Origin of the sequence: Streptomyces sp. NPDC059256, assembly GCF_042753785.1 — a bacterium.
Lineage (GTDB): Bacteria > Actinomycetota > Actinomycetes > Streptomycetales > Streptomycetaceae > Streptomyces.
Genome location: NZ_JBHYZO010000004.1, coordinates 414180 through 435140, shown reverse-complemented (window position 1 = coordinate 435140; position 20961 = coordinate 414180). Strand labels below are relative to the sequence as shown.

The window sequence follows — 20961 nt, the reverse complement described above, 5'->3', positions numbered from 1 at the left end:
CCACCGACCAGGCCGGTCCAACGATACGCAGACCCAACGGTACGCACACCGGCCGACGGGCGTCCGGCGTGCTCGCTCCGCCGACCCATCGGGCCGGAGCCCGATGAGATCCGGCAGAACGGCTAGGCGGTCTCGGCGGGCTGCTGCTCCTTGGTGACCTGAGTGATCCAGGGAGCCTTGTAGTCACCGAGTTCGAGCTTCTGGTTGTCCCAGACGCCGAACCGGGGGTTGACGTCGATGTCCAGCTTCTTGGCTGCGACGGTGAATGCCTTGTTGAGCTTCTGCTGACCCTCGGGGGTGTTGGCCGCGCCGATCGCGGTGGCCAGCTTGCCGACGAGGATGTCACGGCGCACCACGTCGTTCAGCTGGTCGGGGGCGACTCCCCGCTGCTGGAGGTACATGGCGGCGAGTTGCTCCTCGCCACCGGCCTGCTGGACGAAGGCGGCGCGGCCGTCCTGGATCTCCTTGCGGCTGATGCTCACCCCGGCGTCGTGGGCCGCGCGCTCCACGACCTCGGCGACGATGAGCTCGTAGAGCTTCGCGCGGCCGAGCTGACCGGTGCCCTTGATCAACTGTTCGGCCTCGGGAGCACGCTCCTGCGCGGACCGTACGTCCTTCACGCTCGCCTGGACGGTGGAGACCTCGATCCGGTCCCCACCGACGACGGCGGCAGCGCCAGGGCGGGCCTCATTGCTACAGGCCGCAAGCAGTGGCGCAGCGACGAGCAGTGCGGCGGAGACGATGATCGCGGTGCGACGGCGGCGGTGCAAAGGAGCCTCCCGGCGTGATTGTGCGGCAATGCACAAAGTCCTAGCGGTGATGATGTTAGGCAGTTCGGGGCGGTCGGGGCCACCTCTTCGCGGGCACTGATTCGGTCAACGATCGAGGGTGGGCTCCCGTTTCGAACCGTTCTGGAGTCGTACGTTCCCGCTCGCCGTGCCGTGCCGCCCCCGCAGCCGACGAACACAGCGCTTCCGGGGGTGCCGTCAGGGGTGCCGCAGTCCTTCCCCCCTGCGCTTCGCGCGGGCGTTCACATGGCTGCTCAACCCGGGTGCGGGGGCCGGCGGCGGGCGCTGCGGAAGGGTGCGCTCGGGAGGCCGGCGTTGCCGAAGCGCTGCCCGGGGCCGGCTTTGTGGTGGGCGATGTATGGCGAGCGATGGGAGGCGATGGCTGCGCACAGCGCATCGGGCACTGTCGGGAGCCATCGCCTCGGGCGCCGTCAGGAACTGGTGAGGATGACGAGTTGTTGGGTGGCCCTGGTCATGGCGACATAGCGGTCGACCGCTCCTTCGATGCCGTCCCCGAACGCCTCCGGGTCGACGAGGACGACCAGGTCGAATTCGAGGCCCTTCGCCAGCTGCGGGGTCAGCGACCGGATGCGGGAGGTCTCCTGGAACGTGGGATCGCCGATGACACAGGCGATCCCGTCGTCGTGCGCGGCGAGCCACGAGTCGAGGATCGAGTCCAGTTCCTTGACCGATCCATGGACGACGGGGAGATCACCGCTGCGGATGGAGGTCGGCACATTGGCGTCCGGGAGCACGGCCCGGATGACCGGCTCGGCTTCCGCCATGACCTCTTCCGGCGTGCGGTAGTTGATGCTCAGGGAGGCCAGCTCGATCCGGCTGAGTCCGATCCGCTTGAGCCGTTCCTGCCATGACTCCGTGAATCCGTGTCTGGCCTGGGCACGGTCCCCGACGATGGTGAAGCTCCTGGACGGGCAGCGCAGCAACAGCATCTGCCACTCCGCATCGGTCAGTTCCTGCGCCTCGTCGACGACGATGTGTGCGAACGGGCCGGTGAGGGGCTCCCGGTCGGTGCCGGGCAGCGCCGAGTCGTCGACCAGGCTCTCCTGGAGGTCCTGCCCGTGCAGCATCGTCACCGCGCCTTCGCCGTCGGGATCAGCCGCGATGACACTGTCGATGACGGCGGACATCCGCTCGCGTTCGGCGGCCATGGTCGCCTTGTGCCGACGCTTGAGCAGGGAGGTCCTCGGGTCGCCGAGCCGTTGCCTGGCCGCGTCGAGCAGCGGCAGATCGGACACCGTCCATGCCTGGGGGTCCGGGCGCTGGAGCTTGGCGACCTCCTCGCGACTGAGCCAGGGAGCGCACATCCGCAAGTAGGCGGGCACCGACCACAGGTCGGATACGAGGTCGGCCGCTTCGAGCATCGGCCACGCGCGGTTGAGGGCCCCGACGAGCTCCCGGTCGTGCAGCAGGGACTTGCGGAACAGCTGCGGCGAGAGGTCGCCCTGGTACTTGTCCATCAGGATCGTGACCAGCGCCTCCCAGACCTGTTCACGTCCTTCATTGTGCGGAGTGCCCGGTTCCGGTGCGTCGAACGCCTCGGCCCAGTCGTCGGCGCTCAGCCAGATGCTGGAGGTGGAGGTCGTGACCGTCATTCCCTCGCCAGGCGGCTCCTCGTAGAACCGAACGGCCGGCTCGATCGCCTTGACCATGTGCACGGACGACTTCAGCCGGACCACGTCCGGGTCGACCTCGGCGACCGCTCGGACGCCCTCGGCCACGAGGTCCCGCACCGTGCAGGTCTGCACTCCCTCCTCACCGAGGCTGGGGAGCACATCGGCGACGTACGCCAGATAGGGCTGGTGCGGGCCGACGAACAGCACGCCGCCGCGCCGGTGGCCGAGGCGAGGATCGGAGTAGAGGAGGTAGGCGGAGCGGTGGAGGGCCACCACGGTCTTGCCCGTGCCCGGGCCTCCGTCGACGACGAGGGCACCGCGGGAGCCGGCCCGGATGATGGCGTCCTGGTCGGCCTGGATGGTGGCGAGCACGTCCCGCATCCGGGCCGACCTGTTGCTGCCCAGACTGGCGATGAAGGCGGACTGGTCATCCAGCGCGGCACGGCGTTCCAGCCCGTCGGCGGTGAACACCTCGTCCCAGTAGTCGCTGATCCGGCCACGGGTCCAGCGGTATCGACGGCGGCTGGCCAGCCCCATCGGGTTGGCATGGGTCGCCGCGAAGAAGGGTTCGGCCGCGGGGGCGCGCCAGTCGAGCAGCAGCCTGCGCCCGGAGCTGTCGGTGAGGCCGAGGCGCCCGATGTACAGGGGCTCCCGATCGTCCGCCCCGATGATGTGGCCGAGGCACAGATCCAGACCGAAGCGGCGCAGGGCACGCAGTCGTCCGGTCAGCCGATGGACCTCCAGGTCCCGTTCCAACGCTTCCCTGCCGATGCCGCCGGGCGCCCTGAGCTGGGCGTCGAGGCGCTCGGAGAGTTCGGCGATGGTCTGCTCAAGACTCTCGGCGATCGCGGCGAAGTGCTGTTCGTCGTCGGCGATCAGCTGGGGGTCAGCCTTGGCGGCGAGCCGGTCAGGAAGGGCGAACGCACTGGTGGACTGGGGGTTCACGACATCAGCTCCGATCCGAGGTCATTCCTGCGAGGTCCCACGGCGCAACCCCGGGAGGGTGCGCGAGGTGCCCACGACCGCAGCACGAGCCCCCTCGCGGGCTCGACCGCATCGCACACCCCTCCCACTTCTCCCGCTGCTCCCGCTGCACGGACTGACAACAACACACACACTTCGTGAATCTCCCATTTCCGCAGGATCCGGCCTCGGCCTGCGATTCTGCGGCACGACCGGGGGCTTGCCGCAAGCCCCCCCGTGCGCTATACGTTGTAAGTGGCGAGGGGTGGGCCTCGGTCACCTTCTGATGGTGACCCGAACAATCTGAACGCCCCGCACTCCCTGCACGCGCCCCACGCGGAAGGCCCCACACAGAGCGCCCCACGCACAGAACGCCCTGGATTCTGAAGCCCGCGCGATCTGAACAATCCGAAGGCACCCAAGGACAGCCCTTCTGCTGTGCCCTTCCCTTGCGCGCGCCTATGTGGGCCCGCTTCAGGCGGCGGGGTCCATCGCCGAGGGCGCGGGATTCTGCACCGGCTCCGGTGTCCCGGACGGACTCGCAGCCGGTCGCCCCGTCTGCCGATCCGGGCGCAACATGATCGTGCGGGAGACCACGAACGTGATCGGGATCGCCGCCGCCGCGGCGATGAGAGGGGCGTAACGGCTCCCCATCCCCCATACGTCGACCAGGAGGTACACACCGGCCGTGGTCACGGCGAAGTTCGCCGCGTTGGTCAGGGGGAACAGCAGGAACTTCCGCCAGGTCGGCCGAGTGCGGTAAGTGAAGTACGACGTCAGGAAGAACGATCCGATCATGCTCAGCACAAAGGCGAGCACATGCGCGGCCACATAGGGCAGCCAGGTCAGCAGGATCAGGTACAGACCGTAGTACGTCCCGGTGTTCACCGCTCCCACCAGGGCGAATCTCAGCAGTTGGCCCCGGACTTCCATGGTCGTGCCAGCTCCCCGTGCATCCCGACTCCGATGCCGCAGCATACGCCCGCGGACGGGCGCCTACCGTGGCGGCCCGGTTGCAGGGCCGTGTTGCGGACCGTGGAACTGCTGCTGGCGGCTGAGTGCCCTGCGCAGTTCGGCCGGCAGCTGGTGGTAGGGCCCGTACGCCCGCTCGGAGTCGTGCAGCAGCCCTTGCAGATGGCGTTGGGCGGCGGTGTGGTCGCCCGTCGCCAGCATCAGATTGCCGATGCGGTGCCGTACGTCGAAGGCCCGGGCCTGCCCGGGGCTGCCGGGCTGCTCGTTCGGGTAGTGCGCCAGGATCGCGCGGTACTCGGCGAGGGCGGCGGCGGTTTCGCCGAGCTGCTCCAGACAGTGGGCGGCGTCGTAGCGGAACTGGAGCGTCTGAGCATCGCCGGGGCCGGCCTCCGCGGTCCGGTCGTCGGCGAGCCGGCGCAGCTCGGGCAGTGCCCGGCGGTACTGCCCGTCGTCGAGCAGGGTGGTGGCGTACTGCTTGCGCAGGATCTTGACGACCGGGGAGTGCTCGCCGTGCTCGGCCGCGGCGGCGGGCAGGATGCTGCCGAGCGTGTCGACGGCCTGCGTGATGCTGCCCTCGCCGAGGAGTCGTTTGACCTCGTCGACGGCTGCGGCGACATCGAGGCGCGGCGGCGGTGGAGATGTGACGGCGGCCGGCGGCGCGGGGCTCCGGTCGGGCCAGGGTGCGAAGGGGCGCAGGAAGGGCCGGGTCGGGTCGAGCGGTCCGTTGGACGGGCCGCGCACGGGCAGCAGCGGGGCCAGCGCCTCGTACACCTCGTGGGCCCCGGACGGGCGGTGCTGCGGGTCCTTGGCGAGCAGCCTGAGGACAAGTGCCTCCAGTGGCTCGGGGACCTCGGGGCGCAGTCGGCGGATGGGCAGCGGCGGTTCGTAGAGGTGCCGATGGAGCACCCCGAGGGCGGTGGAGCCCGCGAAGGGCACATTGCCGCTGAGGAGTTCATGGGTGAGGACGCCGAGTGCGTACAGATCGGTGTACGGGCCCACCGCGCCGCCCATGGCCTGCTCGGGGGCCATGTAGGCGGGGCTGCCGATGGGTGAGCCGGTGTGGGTGAGCCGGGTGGTGTCGGTGTCGATGACGGAGGCGACGCCGAGGTCGAGGACGGTGAGGGTGCCGTCGGGTTTGACCATCACATTGCGGGGCTTGAGGTCGCGGTGCACGATCGGTACGGCGTGCACCGCGGCGAGTACGCCGCACAGTTGGGCGGCGACGCAGACGGCCCACTGCCAGGGGTAGGGCTCGTGTTCGGCGAGGTGGTCGGCGAGGTCGGCGCCCTCGACGTACTGCATGACCAGGAAGAGGTCGTCGCCGTCGTTGCCCGCGTCGTGGACGGTGACCAGTCCGGGGTGGGAGACCTGGGCGGTGACACGGCACTCCCGGACGAAGCGTCGACGCATCTCTCCCGCCGCGGTGGCTGCGGCCATGTGGTCGGGGCGGAGCAGTTTCACGGCGACCCGGCGATCGAGCCGCCCGTCGTACGCCGTCCACACCTGGCCCATGCCGCCCTGCCCGATGACGGTGGACAGTTCGTAGCGATCCGCGACGACGCGTCCGATCACCGGCCCTGCTCCCTGCGGAGGTAGTCGCTCAGTTCGTCCAGTTCGGCACGGACCTGATCGATGCGACGACCGTCGGCGGCGGGTGCCGGCGGCGGGGCCGGTGGAGTCGGTGGGGCCTTCACGGGCGGTACGGGTGCTGATGGCGGTGGGGTGTTCACGGGCGGCGCGGGCGGATAGCCGTAGCTCGGGGCGGGGCCCGCGGGCGGGTTGGGGGTCGGGTTCGAGGCGGGGTGCGGATAGCCGTAACCGGGGGTCGACTGCTGTCCGTACGTCGGCTGGGAGGCCGTGTAGGGGGAGGCGGGCGCCGGCCAACTCGGGGCCGGCCGCTGGTAGTGGCGGATGTCGGCGACGAGGAAGTGCACGGGCACACCGATGGCCATCGCCAGGAGGAGGAGGAAGGCCACCAGATCGCCGCCGCTCATCTCCGCCTCCTCGGCGGGCTTCGTCGTCTGACCGGCCTCGCTGACCTCGACGATGAACCCCAGGATGATGATCGGCAGGAGCAGGGATATGCCGAACAGCACCCAGTCGAGCGGGCGTCGACGGATGATCGCGATACGGAGCATGGCGCTCCAGGCGAGCAGTCCACAGCTGAGCAGGGAGAGCGCCACGAAGAGCACGCGGAGCGCGTTCAACGCGGCGGGCGACGGCGGTCGACCGGGGGGCGGCGGGGCATAGCCGGGGCCGTGCATTCCTGCTCCTGATGGCCTGGGGACGAGGCTGGGTTAGGCATTGAGCGTATACATCGACGACGCCAACGGCTCCAGGGTTGTAGGGAGTGTGTTGGTCGATGCGTCCCGGTCGCCCTTTCCTTCACTTCTGTCCCGGCTTGCCCCCTGGAACAAGGCAGGTTCACGGCAGTCGTCATCGACTCCCCCGTTGCCGGTGGGCCGCCGCCGAGCCCGGCCACCGACGACGGGAACATCGCGGTCGTACGGTCCCGGCCCACCGACGACGGGAACATCGCTGCCGTACGGTCCCGGCCCATCAGAAGCGGGCGGCTACTGGGGTCGTACGGTCCCGTCGGTGAGTCCGTCGTACAGACCCTGGACGAGTTGTTCCCCGAGTCGACCGGCCAGCCGCAGCGCGTCCTCGAAGGCCGACAGGGCCCGGAACCGTTCGCCGTAGCGCCGTTGGTCCGCCAGGGAGATCCGGGGCAGTTGCAGTCTGCGGACATCGAGCCGGGTGGCCGTGGATGCGTAGCTGCTGGCCTGGCGGGTGTTGACGGTGGCGCGGAGGAAGCCGGCGAGGAACCAGGGGTCGAGTGCGGCGGGGTCGGGGCGCAGCAGTTGGAGGTTGCGGCCGAGGGCCGCGCCGGCCGTGGAGTCGTCGATGACCCGGACGACGGAGCCTTGTCCCAGCACGGGCACGACGACGTCCCCCGTCTCGACGCGCACCACTTCGCGCTCGGCGTCGCCGGTGCCGCTCGGGTCCGCCGTCTGGTCGGGCAGGGGTGCTGACGGCGGGGCGCCGGTGAGGACGTCCTGCTCGGTGAGGACCAGTGCACGGGTGGGGGCGGAAGGTGCGGAGTGGGCGGGGGCGAGTGCGGTCACGCTGCCGGCGCGGATGGTCAGGGCGCCCGCACGGGCGAGTTCACCGAGGGTGGTGGCGGGCCAGGGGGTGGGCTGTCCGGTGACGGCGGGTGCGGGGGTGAGTTCCGCGGTGAGTTGCAGGGTGTCGGTGAGCCGGTTGCGCACGCGCAGGAGGTCGTCGGCGTCGGCGCCCGTGGTGGCGGGCGGGACGTGTCGGGCCGGGGCGAGGTCGATGTCGTCGTCGAGGAGTTCGATGACGGGCACGGCCCGGCCGACCCCGGCGCGCTCGGTCGCGGGCAGGGTGCCGGTGGGGTCGTCGAAGGGGTGCCAGGCGTCCAGTACGGCCTGCTGGACGGCCTGCCAGTCGAGTTTGTCGCGTCCGCCGCCGCTGCCCGCGAGTTCGGCGGTGTCCACGAACAACAGCTCGGAGGCGGGCGGCTGGTGGGGTTCCGGTTTCCGCAGCACCCAGAGGTGGAGCGGGATGCCGTAGGGGGGTGCGGCGCCCGCGGGCAGTGCGATCACGGCGCGCAGGGCTCCGCGGCGCAGCAGTCCGGCGCGGATGCGTCGGCCCGAACGGCGGGAGGCCGCGGCGGGGGGCATCAGCAGGACGGCGGTGCCACCAGGGCGCAGTCGGGCCAGCGCGTGCTGGACCCAGGCCAGTTCGGATTCGGTACGGGCCGGGAAGCCGTACTCCCAGCGGGGGTCGTAGGCGAGTTCGTCGTGGCCCCAGTTGCGTTCGTTGAACGGCGGATGGCACAGCACGGCGTCGGCCGCGGTGTCCGGGAAGGCGTCGGCGCGCAGGGTGTCGGCGGTCCTTGCGCGTACCGCGGCGTCCGAGAAGAGGGCGAGGCGCAGGGCGGTGAGTGCGGTCAGATCGGGGTCGAGGTCTTGGACGTAGAGGGCGGCGGGGGCCCGGCCCGGCTCATCGGCGACGGCGCAGAGCAGATGTCCGGCGCCTGCCGCGGGGTCGAGGGCCGTGCCTCCTGGCGGCAGGGCGGCGAGTCGGGCCATCAGCGCGGCGGGGCCGGGCGGGGTCAACGTGTACTGGCGGAGATTGACGTCGAGGTAGCGGCCGAGCAGGAACTCGTAGGCGTGGCGGGGGCCGAGTTCGGCAGCGAGTTCGGCGACGGGCCGCAGGAGCGGTACGAGGGTGGAGAGCCCGTGCCCGTCGGCGTGGTGCTCGGCCAATCGGTGCAGCAGGGGGGCGCGGTCCTCACCGAAGCGGGCCGCGAGGGTCTGCTCCAGTGCGGTGGGGAGCAGTTCCGCCATCCGTTCTTCGGGTAGGGCGGTCAACTCCTGCCAGGTGGTGGGCCGGTCGCGGACGAGCAGGAGAACGCAGCCGACGCGTACCAAGGCGGTCGCCGTGGTGGCGGGATGGTCGGCGAGCTGCTGCCAGACCCGCTCCCTCAGGGGTACTTCGGCGAGTTTGCCCTGGGTGCGCAGCCAGCCCTCGACGTCGGCGAGCGCGAAGGAGGGGCTGGTCTCCGTACCGCCGACGGGTTTGGGGAAGTCGGGGTGTCGGCGGCGCCAGTTGCTGACCGCGGCCCGCCCCACGCCGGCCAGCCGGGCGATCCCAGCGGCGGTCACCTCGCTTGCGTTCTCCGGCACCTGTCTGCCTCCGTCACTCGTATTCGCTGGTCACGACCCCCTGTTGTGTCGCCGATCATACCGACCCGCACAAAAGAAGCCCCTTCACAGCGTGATTCAACGTGAACTCATTCCTCGTGTTGACTCGGTTCACAGTCTCTGTTCTTATTGACTCGTCGAACCGAGGGGCTGGCAGATGGTCCCGATCACACATCTTGTCCGGGAGGACATTCATGTCGCACTCCATGCAGCCCCCGCATGACACCGCTCCCCAACACGGGGCCTACGTCCCACCGCCACAACACATGCGCAACGGCCTCGGCACCGCCGCCCTGGTGCTCGGCATCATCGGCGCCATCACCGGCTGGATCCCGTTCATCTTCTTCCTGGGTGGTGGACTGGGCCTGCTGGCCCTGATCCTGGGTCTGGTCGGCCGCGGTCGGAGCAAGCGCGGTGAGGCCAGCAACAAGGGGGTGGCCACCGCGGGCGCCGTGCTCGGACTGGTGGCGATGGTCGCCGCGACGGTCGGCATGGTCGCCAGCTTCAAGGCCGTCGACGAGGGCCTGAAGGAGTTCGACAAGGCCACCAGCAGCACCGGCACCAAGGCACCCACCACCGACACCGGCACCGGCACCGGCACTGACTCGGGTGACACGTCCAAGAGCAAGAACAAGAAGAAGAGCAAGGCCAAGGGCGCCTCGGGCGGCGGCGGAAGCTCCGACGTGCTCGCGGCCGGTGAGACCACCACCTACAAGGACGACCTGAAGATCACTGTCTCGGCCGCCAAGAAGTTCTCACCGAGCGAGTACGCCATCGGTCACACCGTCGGCAACAAGGCGTACCAGGTCACCGTGACCGTCGAGAACGCCGGCGACAAGAAGTTCGAGTCGGCCCTGCTCACCACGGACGCCCGCGCCGGCGACGACGGAGTGACCGCCGAGCAGATCTTCGACGACAAGGTCGGCGCCGGCTTCACCGGAACGATCCTGCCCGGCAAGAAGGCCACCGTGCAGTACGCCTTCGATGCCCCCGCAGCCGCCAAGAACCTCACGCTTGAGGTCAGCCCCGGCTTCCTGCACGACCCGGTCCTGTGGGAGCTCGCCCTCTGACCCTCACCCTCTGACCTCCCGGACGAGAGGTAACAGCCCTTCCACACGAACACGGAGAAGGCCGCCCGCACCGGGCGGCCTTCTCCGTGTTCCGGAAGGTCAACCCGCGGGTGCCGTTCGGTTCACGACCGCAGGGACGGGCAGGCAGCCGATCGCCAAGGGCGACCCGGCACGCGGACGCAAGTGGCACATGGCCGGTCAGGCGCCGCACTGCTCCAGCATCGTGCGCTTGTCCGCCGATGTGACGGGCAGTTCGTACTTCAACGCCACCTGAGCGAACCGCACCGAGTACGAACAGCGAATCGTCCTGCTCGGCGGCAGCCAGGACGCCGGTCCCGAATCGCGCTTGGCGGAGTTCGTGGCGCCCGAGACCGGCAGCAGGTTCAGCGCGTCGTTGGCCAACCGCTGCCGCTTCTCCTCGTCCCAGCCCGCGGCGCCCATCTGCCAGGCGTACGACAGCGGCACCATGTGGTCTATCTGGACCTCGGTCGCCCTCGTCTTCTTCCAGGCGATGTCCTTGCCGGTGTACGGGTCGTGCAGGTTCATCGCCACGACCACGCAGTCGGAACCAGCTCGGAACTGGACGTTCCGGCCATGGAGTTTCAGCAGGTCGTTGCGGGTGTCACAGCCGTTCCTCGCCAGCGGCACCCCGTCCGCCGTGTCCATCCACGCATAGCCGAACTCCTTGCGGGCGTAGCCGGTCTTCGGTCCCCGTCCCCGGGTGGGCAGTTGTGAGATCAGCTCGCGCGCCACCGTCTCGTCCTTCGTGGCGGAGATGGCGGCCAGGCCCGGCTTCGTGCCGTCGGAATCCGCCAAGGGGCTGGTGCCACGCCCGTCGGAGGCCGAGGAACCGCCGCCGGGTGCACCGCTCCCGTCGGGAAGGCCGCTCCCCGTACAGCCCGCCAGCACAGCTGTGAGCATCAGCACCGCACTGCCGACAGCCGGCCCCTCGGGTCTCTTCATCCGCACAGGCTACTGAGTGGGCGCCAGCTCCCGTTCTGGGCGGTTCGGGGAGGTCCTGGCCGCCATCGAGCGGCTGGCAGCGGGCGAGGAGCTGGCGGTGCACGGCAGGGACGGCGCTGACGCGCAGGGCGTAGCCCTGGCCGCGCCGTACGGTCGCCCCTTGGTCGAGCGCGGTGCGCTCGGCGGGCTCCAGCTCGGTGGTGCGGAGGTAGTCCGCGACCTTGCCCGGCATGTCGAGGGTGACCGGCAGCTCCGGGGCGGGCGTGCCCTCCTCGCTGGCGGTGTGGTCGGGCAGAAGGTCGGCGACGGCGGTACGGATCGCGCCGCGGCTGACCCGGTGGTCGCGGGCGAGGGCGGCGATGGAGCGGCCTTCCAGGTATGCGGTGCGTACGTCGGCGGTCTCGGCAGCCGCCACGGCGGGGCGTCGCCCGCCCTTCGCGCCCTTGGCCTCGGTGGCCCGCAGTCCGTCGTAGGTCAGCATCGCGCTGGAGGTCGCGTTGGAGTTCGCCGGCGGCGAGGGTCTGCACCATGAACTTCACGGTGGACAGCAGCTCGCCGGTACGCGGGGGGGGGCGGGCGGTGAGGTCCATCGCGGAGAACGCGCCGTCGTGGATGCGCAGGGCGAGACGGTCGCGGTGCAGGACGTCGAGTACGTCGAGGATGTGGCCGGTGCCGCGCACGAGGCGGAACATCTCGGAGATGTGCACGGTGTCGCCCGGCCGCGCGTAGGTGAGCAGTTCGCCGAACTTCGGCCGCTGAAGAGGATGGAGGCGGCTGGAGGTACCCGGCTCCTCCTCGAAGAAGACCGGGTCTTCGATCCCGGCCTCGTCCAGGACGAGGTTCTGCCGGGCGGTGGACTGCTGGTCGGTCGAGACCCGCTTGTAGACCAGGTTCGCCACCGTGGGGCCCTTCCGTACGGAGGAACGGACCCTGTCTGTCGTCAAACCCTGTCAGCAATCGCCATCGGATCTGATGGGATTCGGGCCGCCGTGAACCCCCGGATTGCACGGGTTCATTGGACGCGCCGCCTGCCTGTCGTCAAACGATCGTTTGCCGACAGGCGACAGCGTGGCCGACACCTGCCCGCAGACATTTGCCGTCCACCTGCGGAGCCTGGCGGGATGCCCGCCGTGACGACCCTCCGCCCCGAGTTCGCGAGGATTCGCGCGGCTCATGCCCTCAAGAGGGCGCAAGGTCCTGCGAGCAACCGCGCGGTCCGGCCAGGGACTGAGAGTCCGGTGTTCATACCTTGCTCGCGACCACCATGTAGTTCTCGGCCTCAAGATCGAACGTGCTCAGTTCCGTCTGGAGTCCGACCCGGTGCAGCTCGGCTTCGAGTTCCTCGTACCGGTAGGGCCAGCAGGACAGCAGTTCCGAGCGGACGAGAACCAACCCGGTCGCATCAACTTGCGCAATCGCAATCTCGATGTGGTGCTGCTCCTCCCAATGCGGCGCAATCTCCCAGCGGTAGACCACGACGGCATCGCGACCGTTCCGGCGGACGAGTCGGTCACTGATCTCCAGCCGGGAACCTCTGGCCCTCACGAGTTCCCAAGTGCGGGATGTGAGTACCAAGCGCCCGCCGGGGCGCAGAAGCCGTGACATCGACTCCAGAGCAGCACCCCTGCCTGTCGCGCCCGTGGCATGGTGAAGCGAGTTGCCAACGCAGAACACCATGTCGAACGTGTTGTCCTGGAAATGGTCGGGCAACTCTTCCCAGTTCGCCCGTACGGCCCGGACGGATGCCCCGAACTCCTCAGACAACTCTGCCGTCCGGCGCACCATCGCCTCGCTGGCGTCAGTTGCGACAACCTGCATGCCACGACCGGCGAGGCCAACCGCCAACTGTCCGGTTCCGCACGAACAGTCGAGGACGTGAGCGTTCGACGGCAGGAGATTGAGGACGTCGTCGAACGACGCAGCGAACTCGGCTGGAGGCAACTTTGCATCCGAGATGAGCCATTCGTACACCTCGGCAAGCACGTCATAACCCGTCACAACCACTACCTCCGTCACCGGCAGACTCACGGTAGGACGTCAGTCCATCAGCGGAGCAAGCCGGGCACCAATGGTTTTGGCAAGGATGGCCCTGACGGTTTTTGTGGGTTGTCAGTTGTCCGTCTGAGCGGATGTGTACCGCTACAGCGACTGGTTCCTGCTGGCCTGTGTGGTGCTGCCCTGGGCCGTCGAGCAGTACGACGCCGCGCTGCTACGGCTCGGTGAACCCGCCTCGCCCGTTCCCGCACCGGTCGCCGCTCTGCTGCTGGAGCACATAGCGAACCGCGACAACATGAACACCGCCACCAACCCCGCCTTCCGATGGCTCTTCCCGGGCCGCCGGGCAGGACAGCCAGCCCGCCCCGACCACCTGTCCGCGCTCCTGAACGAGGCCGGGATCCCGGCCGCCGCAGCACGTGGCGCCGCCATCCGCCAGCAGCTCCTCGAACTGCCCGCTCCCGTCGTTGCCGACGCCCTCGGCTACCACAACAAGACCACCAGCCGCCTCCTCAGGAAGACCGGCGGGACATGGAGCCGATACGCCGCTGGCGATCACACAAGGTCACCGGCAAGCCGGCCTCCTCGGGAAGCCGGCGACAGTTGACTACGAGAGCCCACAGCAGAAGGCCATGCTCTAGCGGAGACGGGCCAGCAAGTGGGCGTCCAGGAAGCCCCGCTCGGAGGCAGGGTCGTGGAGCAGCCGCGCGAATGTGACGAACCCGGCCCCGGCCAGCAGCTCGGCGAACCGGTCCGCCGGCCAGCTATAGGCGGGTGTCACCTTGTGGTCGAAGCGGACCGGCTCGGGCTCGTCGGTCCCGAAGAACGAGACCAGGAGAAGGCCCCCCGGCGCCAGGACACGCGCCTGCTCGGCGAGCAGCGCGGGCAGTTCCCCAGGAGGGGTGTGGATCATCGAGTAGTGGGCCAGCACGCCGCCGAGCGCGCCGTCCTCAACTGGGAGTTCCTCCATCCGGGCCTCATCGAACTTCAGCGCCGGATGGGCCCGCCGAGCGTGGTCGACCATGGCCGGGGAGAGGTCGAGCCCGAAGGCATCCAGCCCCAGGTCGTGCAGCATGGCCGTCAGATGTCCGGGCCCGCATCCGACATCCGCCACCCGCGAATTCCCCGTCCCACGCACCAACTCGGCGAAGGTGCCGATCATGTTCCGCGCGAACGGCTGCGTCTCCAGTCGATTAGCGAACATCGACGCATACAACTCGACGACCCCGTCGTAGGCCGCCCTGGTCTCGTCCTGGTGCTTCGCCACGGGAAGGAAGTTAACACCCCCCACTCTCAGCTGTTCTCCGGCCCCGTGCCGAATCCTGCGCCGTCGTATCGGACTCGCTCGGCTACCAGGACAAGGCCATCACCCGGTGGCGCGACAAGCCGCTGGCGACCACAGTCAGTCACCAGCTGGCTGGACTCCCCGGGGAACTGGCGACAGTTGATCAGGCGATCACACCAGTACCGAGGCCGGATCTGTACGGAGGTCCGACGCTGACGCCCGTTGTCAGTGCCCGGTGCCACCATGGGAACACTTCAGCGGAAAAGGCACGGGAGAACCACCATGGGCACCTGGGACATCGGGCACTTCGACAACGACACCGCCGCCGACTTCGGCGGCACGATCGACGACACCCCCGCGGACCAGCGGGCCGAGCTGCTCGCCGACCTCCTGCGGCACGTCACGGCCACCGAGGACTTCCTCGACAGCGACGACGGGGCGCAGGCCATCGCCGCGGCGGCCCTGATAGCGGCCCAGTGTCCCGGCGGCGAGCCGGTCACCACGGCGTACGGACCCAAGGAGGCCCTGCCCGAGCTTCCCGTCTCCCTGCGTCCACTCGCCGTCGGCGCCCTCGATCGAGTGCTCGCCGAGGACTCCGAGTTGGTGGAGCTCTGGGGCGAGACCTCAGACATCGGACCGTGGCGGAAGGGCGTCGAGAGCCTGCGTCAGACGCTGAGCGAAGCCAGCGCCTGACGCACCTCCCCTGCGCGGGCCGCTCCGGACCTCCAGAACCCGTGGGGTCTGGCGGCCCGTGCGCTCACGACCCGAGGATCGTCGTCAGGAACTCGCCCGTCCATGCGAGCAGTTCCCGACCGACGACCGGCTTTCCGCCGATCTTCCCGGACGCGGGCCGCGGCACCAGCACCTGGTGTGCGGCCGGCTTGATCACCGAGCGCGGATGCAGCCGCTTGAGCCGCAGCTCCTGGGACTCGCGCAACTCCACCGGGGCAAAGCGGATGTTCGACCCCTGGAGGACGATCTCCGAGACACCGCAGGATCGAGCCAGCATCCGTAGCCCGGCGACCAGCAGCAGGTTCTCCACCGGCTCGGGGAGCTTGCCGTACCGGTCGATGATCTCCTCGCGGACCGCCTTGATGTCCTCCTCCGTGTTGACGGAGGCGATCGAGCGGTACACCTGGAGCCTCAACCGCTCACCGGGCGCGTAGTCGTGCGGGACGTGTGCGTCCACGGGCAGCTCGATCTTGACCTCAAGCGGCGGCTCCTCCTCCACCCTGCCGTCCAGCGAGGCCCGGTAGTCGGCGACGGCTTCGCCGACCATCCGTACGTAGAGGTCGAAGCCGACACCCGCGATGTGTCCGGACTGCTCACCGCCGAGGAGGTTGCCCGCGCCGCGGATCTCCAGGTCCTTCATCGCCACATACATGCCCGCACCCATCTCGGTGTGCTGGGCGATGGTGGCGAGCCGCTCGTGCGCGGTCTCGGTCAGCGGCTTCTCCGGCGGATAGAGGAAGTAGGCGTAACCCCGCTCCCGCCCCCGCCCGACCCGTCCACGCAGCTGGTGCAGCTGCGAGAGCCCGAAGTTGTCGCCGCGTTCCACGATGAGCGTGTTGGCGTTGGAGATGTCGATGCCTGACTCCACGATCGTCGTCGAGACCAGCACGTCGAACTTCTTCTCCCAGAAGTCCACCACCACCTGCTCCAACGACGATTCCGTCATCTGCCCGTGGGCGGTCGCGATCCGCGCCTCCGGCACGATGTCCCGCAGCCTGGCCGCGGCCCGGTCGATGGACTCCACCCGGTTGTGGATGTAGAAGACCTGCCCCTCGCGCAGCAGTTCGCGGCGGATGGCGGCGCCGATCTGCTTCTCCTCGTACGGCCCGACGAACGTCAGCACCGGATGGCGCTCCTCCGGCGGGGTGGTGATCGTCGACATCTCGCGGATGCCGGTCACCGCCATCTCCAACGTCCGCGGGATCGGGGTCGCGGACATCGTCAGCACGTCAACATTGGCCCGCAGCTTCTTCAACTGCTCCTTGTGCTCGACGCCGAACCGCTGCTCCTCGTCGACGATGACCAGTCCGAGGTCCTTGAACTTCGTCTCGGACGAGAACAGCCGGTGAGTACCGATGACGATGTCGACGGCGCCCTCCCGCAACCCCTGCAACGTCGCCTTGGCGTCCGCGTCGGACTGGAACCGCGAGAGAGCCCGGACGACCACGGGGAACTGCGAGTACCGCTCGGAGAAGGTGCCGAAGTGCTGCTGCACCAGCAGTGTGGTCGGTACGAGCACGGCGACCTGCTTGCCGTCCTGCACGGCCTTGAACGCGGCCCGCACCGCGATCTCCGTCTTGCCGTAGCCCACATCACCGCAGACCAGCCGGTCCATCGGGACCGTCTTCTCCATGTCCTCCTTGACCTCGGCGATCGTGGAGAGCTGGTCGGGGGTCTCGACATACGGGAAGGCGTCCTCCAACTCCCGCTGCCAGGGGGTGTCCGGGCCGAACGCATGCCCGGGGGCCGCCATCCGGGCCGAGTACAGCCGGATGAGGTCCGCCGCGATCTCCTTGACGGCCTTCTTGGCCCGCGCCTTGGTCTTGGTCCAGTCGGCGCCGCCGAGCCGGTGCAGCGTGGGGGCCTCGCCGCCCACGTACTTGGTGATCTGCTCCAACTGGTCCGTGGGGATGTACAGCCGGTCGCCGGGCTGGCCGCGCTTGGCGGGCGCGTACTCGACCACCAGGTACTCGCGGGTCGCGCCCTGGACCGTGCGCTGCACCATCTCCACATAGCGGCCGACACCGTGCTGCTCGTGGACGATGTAGTCGCCGGTCTCCAGTGTCAGCGGGTCGATCGTCTTGCGGCGGCGGGTCGGCATCCGCTGGCCGTCCTTGCCGGCGGCCTTCTGGCCCGACAGATCCGTCTCGGTGAGGACGGCGAGCTTCAGACCCGGGTCGATGAAGCCGTAGTCGATGGAGCCGCACGCGACCTGGACCAGGGACGGCGAGATCTCGGTGAGGCTCGCCTCCAGCCGGGCCGGGATGCCCTCACCGCTCAGCACCTCTGCGGTACGGGCGGCGGGGCCGTGCGCCTCGGTGACGTAGACCGTGCGCCAGCCGCTCGCCAGCCACCCCTTGGTGTCGGCGAGCGCCCGTGCGGTGTCACCGCGGTACGACTCGGGGGCGTGCATCCCCAGTTTGATCGTGCTCTCGGACAGTTCTTCGTCGGCGGCGAACGGCGACACCGACCACCACATGACATCCAGCTCCCGGGCCCGGTCCCGGACGTCGGCGATGCCCCACAGCGAGGCCGCGCCCACATCGATGGGAGCCTCGCCGCCACCGGCCGTGGCCGCCCAGGACGCCTGGAGGAACTCCTGGCTGGTCGCCACCAGGTCGGCGGCCCTGGTCCGCACCCGCTCGGGGTCGCAGACCACCGCCATCGAACCCTTGGGCAGCACGTCCAACAGCAGTTCCATCTCGTCGACCAGCACCGGAGCCAGCGACTCCATGCCCTCGACGGCGATGCCCTCGGCGAGCTTGCCGAGCAGTTCGCCCAGCTCCGGGTGTGACTCGGCCAGGGACGCCGCCCGCCGCCGCACCTCGTCGGTCAGCAGCAGCTCACGACAGGGCGGCGCCCACAGCCCGTGCTCGGCGACCTCCAGAGAACGCTGGTCGGCGATCTTGAAGTAGCGGATCTCCTCGACGTCGTCGCCCCAGAACTCCACCCGCAGCGGATGTTCCTCGGTCGGCGGGAACACGTCCAGGATGCCGCCGCGCACGGCGAACTCACCGCGCTTCTCGACCAGCTCCACCCGGGAGTACGCGGCTGCCGCCAGGGCGTCCACCACATCCCCAAGATCGGCCTGCTGCCCGGAGCGCAAGGCCACGGGCTCCAGCTCCCCCAGCCCCTTGACCTGCGGCTGGAGCACGGAACGGATCGGCGCGACCACGACGGACACCGGGCCGGCCGAGGGGTCGTCGACGGACGGATGGGTGAGCCTGCGCAAGACGGCCAGCCTGCGGCCGACGGTGTCGGAGCGGGGGGAGAGCCGCTCGTGGGGCAGCGTCTCCCACGACGGGTACTCGACGATGCCGTCCTCGGGGAGCAGCGACCGCAGGGCGGCGGCGAGGTCCTCCGCCTCCCGCCCGGTCGCGGTGACGGCGAGGACGGTACGCCCGGTGCCCCGCGCCAGCGCGGCCACGGCGAACGGTCGGGCCGCTGGCGGACCGACCAGATCCATGTGCCCGGGGCCGGGGCCCCGGGCTGCCTGCACCGCCTCGGCAAGCGCAGGGTCGCGGACGACGGCATCGAGGAGACCGTGCAGGCTCATGAAAGGGTTTCCGTCCCGGGGTGCGCAACACAAATGACCCGACACGTCCAACGGGCCGGGGCTCTCCAGCGTACGCCCGCGGGGGACACACCCGCCTCCGCTGGCGTTGAGAGCCAGCAGGCGGGAGGGGGCTCCCCTGGAACACTCACGCCTCAGTGGCGTGTGCCCCGAACGTACCGGGTCACACGGACGTGCTCAGCGCGTCGGCCAAGCGGTCGACTCCGGGGGTACCTGGCGGAAGCGAGCGGTGGAGCGCTCGGGTACGGGTCCGGGTGAGCCCTGTCCGGTACGTATCGGGAAGACCGCCGTACGCCTCTGCTGCGAGGCGGGCAGCCTCGACCGGTTCGCCGTCCTGTGCGCGGCAGGATGCCCGGTCGATGGCAATCAGTGCCCGCGTCATCAGGGACGGCGCCCGTGAAAGCTCCAGCGCCCGCGCCTGCGCCTGGTAGGCGCGCTCGGTCTCGCCCAGCACTGTCAGCGCCTGGCTCGTGTGGACGAAGTGCTTCTGCATCGGATATCCGAACCAGGTGTCCGCGCGCTGCTGAGGAGACAGCCGCCCGGCGAGCGTTTCGGTCTCCGCCACCGACGTCAATGCTCTGTCCCGATCGCCAGTGACCGCGTAGGCGCGGGACGCAACAGCGGCTGCGAGGGCGCCGGCAGCGGAGGGAACCTCTCCGGCGAGGTGGCGCGCCTTCTCCGCGAGCTGGGCAGCGGCCTCGGGAGCGCCGTAGTTCAGCGGAACCATGGCTTCCCGGGCGGTGACCCAGGCGTACAGCAACCTGTCTCCGGACTGTTCGGCCGCTCTCGCCGCAGTGCCGAACCAGCGATGGGCTTCGCGGTGCTGACCCAGGTCATGGAGGACGATCGCCGCCATGCCCGCCATCTGTCCCGTGGCATGGCACAGGGCCGTACGGTTCTGGACCGTCTGGGCGCGGGAGAGCGAACGACGCAGATCGGCGAAGTCATCGAGGAGGGAGGAAAGTACGTCGACGGGGGTCTGCCCGGAGTAGCCGAAGCTATGGCGTTCAGCTGTCGACGCCCAGAAGCCGACGTCCGTGGTGCTGTGATCTGCCGACAGGGCGGCATCGAGCTCATGACGGGTGTGGGTCAAAGCGGCGAGCCCGGGACCTGCCAGACCGGCAGCGAGCGCGCCGCGCAAGAGAATGCGGCGCTTCATTGGGTCGTCTCCGTCTTCTGCGCTGTGGGGAGTTGTCGAGACGGGCACCTCCCCGAGACTTTCGCTCAAGCGTAAGTCCTCGCCAGGAGTATTCGAATGGCTGAGAGAACCCGTCACGCTTTCCGCAAGTGAGTGCGTTTGATCGAAGCCGATCAGATTTGCCAACTCTCCTATGGTCAAGCCCAGAGCCTGTGCAATCTTCGGCCGTTGCCATGGCTGAGGACAGGCCGTGCCGCGCTCCCAGCGCTGAACGGTTGTCCGGTCAACTCCAGCCACTTCTGCGAACTTCTCCTGGCTGAATCCACATGACTTCCGTCGCTGCGCGAGACGTTCCCTCTTGTTCGTCATTGCATTCGTCTCCCTGCCCCGGCTGACTTGCTGGCAGAGATAGCCGCCGGGGCAACCATGCCGCCCAAGTGCCGCCATTTCGCCGTGGTTCGAGATTCCCGGATTCGGTTCCCTTTGTCCATCGCAGCTGGATCAAGCGAAGGGGAGAACCGTTGAGCGAGTCAAGGCAGTCGGTTGATCGAATGGAGGCCACTCGGGAGCTCCAACCACGAGGGGTGGCACCGCAGGTCCGGAACAGACGTGAGGTCTGCGGCGCTCTCGCCGTGATGCCGATGCCTCTCGCCGCACAGATGATGCGGCTGGCGCTCGATGCCGGTGATCCGCTCTACGTCGAGACGTTCCTCCGCTGCAAGGTGGCGGAGCACTCGGAGGGGCGTCACTACGACCTGGTCTGGCAGTTGGACGACGCCCGGCAGGGCGAGATGTGGGCCGCCTGGACGGACGGCCGAGCGCCCGAGGCCGTCCTCCTCCTGCCCGACTGCCCGGGACACAACGGGAAGTCGGGCCAGGACGAGGAGGCGTGCACCCTCTTCGCCCGACACCCCGGGCCACACAGCTACGACCTGGACGATCCGGAGATCGAAGCGCTCAGCCAGGCCCCCGGATACCACCGTCTGAGCGAGGAGATCGACGCCCTCATCGCGGCCTGGCGGCAGAGCGTCCAGGGCGACCGGTAGAGGTCGTACGACCCGGGTGCGGGCACAACGCACGGCCCCCGGGGTGCGGTTCCTCCGCGCACCCCGGGGGC

The 20961-nt window shown here is 69.3% G+C and carries 16 protein-coding genes and 2 pseudogenes; 5 read left to right on the top strand and 13 right to left on the bottom strand.

All coding sequences use genetic code 11. The features are described from left to right. Nucleotides 1-122: 122 nt before the first annotated feature. From ACFXJL_RS13380 to ACFXJL_RS13355, 6 genes are all read right to left on the bottom strand, one after another. A complete protein-coding gene (locus ACFXJL_RS13380; RefSeq protein ID WP_358877310.1) occupies nucleotides 123-770 on the bottom strand; it encodes a SurA N-terminal domain-containing protein in 648 nt (215 codons plus the stop codon). Between the two features lie 449 nt (nucleotides 771-1219). Continuing rightward, entirely contained in the window at nucleotides 1220-3367 is a 2148-nt protein-coding gene (helR, locus tag ACFXJL_RS13375; protein ID WP_358877309.1) for an RNA polymerase recycling motor ATPase HelR, read from the bottom strand. 492 nt (nucleotides 3368-3859) lie between these two features. Continuing rightward, nucleotides 3860-4318 carry a GtrA family protein gene (locus tag ACFXJL_RS13370; RefSeq protein ID WP_384640259.1) on the bottom strand — a complete coding sequence of 153 codons (459 nt, stop codon included), beginning with the start codon at nucleotides 4316-4318 and terminating at the stop codon, nucleotides 3860-3862. A 63-nt stretch (nucleotides 4319-4381) separates the two neighbouring features. Then, nucleotides 4382-5929 (bottom strand): protein kinase, encoded by a 1548-nt coding sequence (locus ACFXJL_RS13365; RefSeq protein WP_384640256.1) that lies wholly within the window; start codon nucleotides 5927-5929, stop codon nucleotides 4382-4384. Further along, the gene (locus ACFXJL_RS13360; RefSeq protein WP_384691931.1) at nucleotides 5926-6621 is read right to left on the bottom strand and encodes a hypothetical protein; all 696 of its coding nucleotides are present in this window, start codon (nucleotides 6619-6621) and stop codon (nucleotides 5926-5928) included. Before ACFXJL_RS13360 ends, ACFXJL_RS13365 begins: the two co-directional genes overlap by 4 nt. 309 nt (nucleotides 6622-6930) lie before the next feature. Then, nucleotides 6931-9069: an N-6 DNA methylase gene (locus tag ACFXJL_RS13355; protein ID WP_384640253.1), complete on the bottom strand. Its 2139-nt coding sequence runs from the start codon at nucleotides 9067-9069 to the stop codon at nucleotides 6931-6933. Nucleotides 9070-9281: 212 nt separating this feature from the next. Between ACFXJL_RS13355 and ACFXJL_RS13350 the strand changes: the two genes are divergently transcribed. Continuing rightward, nucleotides 9282-10157, top strand: coding sequence for a DUF4352 domain-containing protein (locus ACFXJL_RS13350; protein ID WP_384691928.1), 876 nt, complete (start codon nucleotides 9282-9284; stop codon nucleotides 10155-10157). A gap of 198 nt (nucleotides 10158-10355) precedes the next feature. Here ACFXJL_RS13350 and ACFXJL_RS13345 read toward each other — a convergent pair whose 3' ends face one another. Continuing rightward, nucleotides 10356-11120, bottom strand: a complete 765-nt coding sequence (locus ACFXJL_RS13345; protein ID WP_384691925.1) for an HNH endonuclease family protein — start codon at nucleotides 11118-11120, stop codon at nucleotides 10356-10358. 16 nt (nucleotides 11121-11136) lie between these two features. On the opposite strand from ACFXJL_RS13345, the gene ACFXJL_RS13340 reads away from it, so the two are divergent. Further along, entirely contained in the window at nucleotides 11137-11652 is a 516-nt protein-coding gene (locus tag ACFXJL_RS13340; protein ID WP_384692173.1) for a hypothetical protein, read from the top strand. Between the two features lie 106 nt (nucleotides 11653-11758). Here the strand turns inward: ACFXJL_RS13340 and ACFXJL_RS13335 are convergent. Further along, nucleotides 11759-12019 (bottom strand): annotated as a pseudogene (locus ACFXJL_RS13335) (recombinase family protein); the annotation flags it as partial. A 343-nt stretch (nucleotides 12020-12362) separates the two neighbouring features. Next, complete coding sequence (locus ACFXJL_RS13330; RefSeq protein ID WP_358877337.1) at nucleotides 12363-13118, bottom strand: class I SAM-dependent methyltransferase; 756 nt, start codon at nucleotides 13116-13118, stop codon at nucleotides 12363-12365. A 133-nt stretch (nucleotides 13119-13251) separates the two neighbouring features. On the opposite strand from ACFXJL_RS13330, the gene ACFXJL_RS13325 reads away from it, so the two are divergent. After that, nucleotides 13252-13722: a hypothetical protein gene (locus tag ACFXJL_RS13325; RefSeq protein WP_384691923.1), complete on the top strand. Its 471-nt coding sequence runs from the start codon at nucleotides 13252-13254 to the stop codon at nucleotides 13720-13722. 30 nt (nucleotides 13723-13752) lie between these two features. On the opposite strand, the gene ACFXJL_RS13320 is transcribed toward ACFXJL_RS13325, so the two are convergent. Further along, the gene (locus tag ACFXJL_RS13320) at nucleotides 13753-14382 is read right to left on the bottom strand and encodes a class I SAM-dependent methyltransferase (RefSeq protein WP_384691920.1); all 630 of its coding nucleotides are present in this window, start codon (nucleotides 14380-14382) and stop codon (nucleotides 13753-13755) included. A gap of 300 nt (nucleotides 14383-14682) precedes the next feature. Between ACFXJL_RS13320 and ACFXJL_RS13315 the strand changes: the two genes are divergently transcribed. Beyond that, nucleotides 14683-15093 (top strand): DUF4259 domain-containing protein, encoded by a 411-nt coding sequence (locus ACFXJL_RS13315; protein ID WP_384691917.1) that lies wholly within the window; start codon nucleotides 14683-14685, stop codon nucleotides 15091-15093. A gap of 64 nt (nucleotides 15094-15157) precedes the next feature. Here the strand turns inward: ACFXJL_RS13315 and mfd are convergent, their stop codons facing one another. From mfd to ACFXJL_RS13300, 3 genes and pseudogenes are all read right to left on the bottom strand, one after another. After that, entirely contained in the window at nucleotides 15158-18688 is a 3531-nt protein-coding gene (mfd, locus tag ACFXJL_RS13310) for a transcription-repair coupling factor (RefSeq protein WP_384691914.1), read from the bottom strand. A 181-nt stretch (nucleotides 18689-18869) separates the two neighbouring features. Then, complete coding sequence (locus ACFXJL_RS13305; RefSeq protein ID WP_384692142.1) at nucleotides 18870-19865, bottom strand: hypothetical protein; 996 nt, start codon at nucleotides 19863-19865, stop codon at nucleotides 18870-18872. Between the two features lie 168 nt (nucleotides 19866-20033). Beyond that, a pseudogene (locus ACFXJL_RS13300) lies at nucleotides 20034-20213 on the bottom strand (helix-turn-helix transcriptional regulator); the annotation flags it as partial. Nucleotides 20214-20485: 272 nt separating this feature from the next. Between ACFXJL_RS13300 and ACFXJL_RS13295 the strand changes: the two are divergent. Continuing rightward, nucleotides 20486-20890, top strand: a complete 405-nt coding sequence (locus tag ACFXJL_RS13295; RefSeq protein ID WP_384691911.1) for a hypothetical protein — start codon at nucleotides 20486-20488, stop codon at nucleotides 20888-20890. Nucleotides 20891-20961: the final 71 nt, after the last annotated feature.

Excerpts from the sequence above, each read along its gene's own strand:
- ACFXJL_RS13370 (WP_384640259.1), bottom strand. The coding sequence starts at position 4,318 with ATGGAAGTCCGGGGCCAACTGCTGAGATTCGCCCTGGTGGGAGCGGTG.
- ACFXJL_RS13360 (WP_384691931.1), bottom strand. The coding sequence starts at position 6,621 with ATGCACGGCCCCGGCTATGCCCCGCCGCCCCCCGGTCGACCGCCGTCG.
- ACFXJL_RS13350 (WP_384691928.1), top strand. The coding sequence starts at position 9,282 with ATGTCGCACTCCATGCAGCCCCCGCATGACACCGCTCCCCAACACGGG.
- ACFXJL_RS13345 (WP_384691925.1), bottom strand. The coding sequence starts at position 11,120 with ATGAAGAGACCCGAGGGGCCGGCTGTCGGCAGTGCGGTGCTGATGCTC.
- ACFXJL_RS13315 (WP_384691917.1), top strand. The coding sequence starts at position 14,683 with ATGGGCACCTGGGACATCGGGCACTTCGACAACGACACCGCCGCCGAC.
- mfd (WP_384691914.1), bottom strand. The coding sequence starts at position 18,688 with ATGAGCCTGCACGGTCTCCTCGATGCCGTCGTCCGCGACCCTGCGCTT.
- ACFXJL_RS13305 (WP_384692142.1), bottom strand. The coding sequence starts at position 19,865 with ATGAAGCGCCGCATTCTCTTGCGCGGCGCGCTCGCTGCCGGTCTGGCA.
- ACFXJL_RS13295 (WP_384691911.1), top strand. The coding sequence starts at position 20,486 with ATGCCTCTCGCCGCACAGATGATGCGGCTGGCGCTCGATGCCGGTGAT.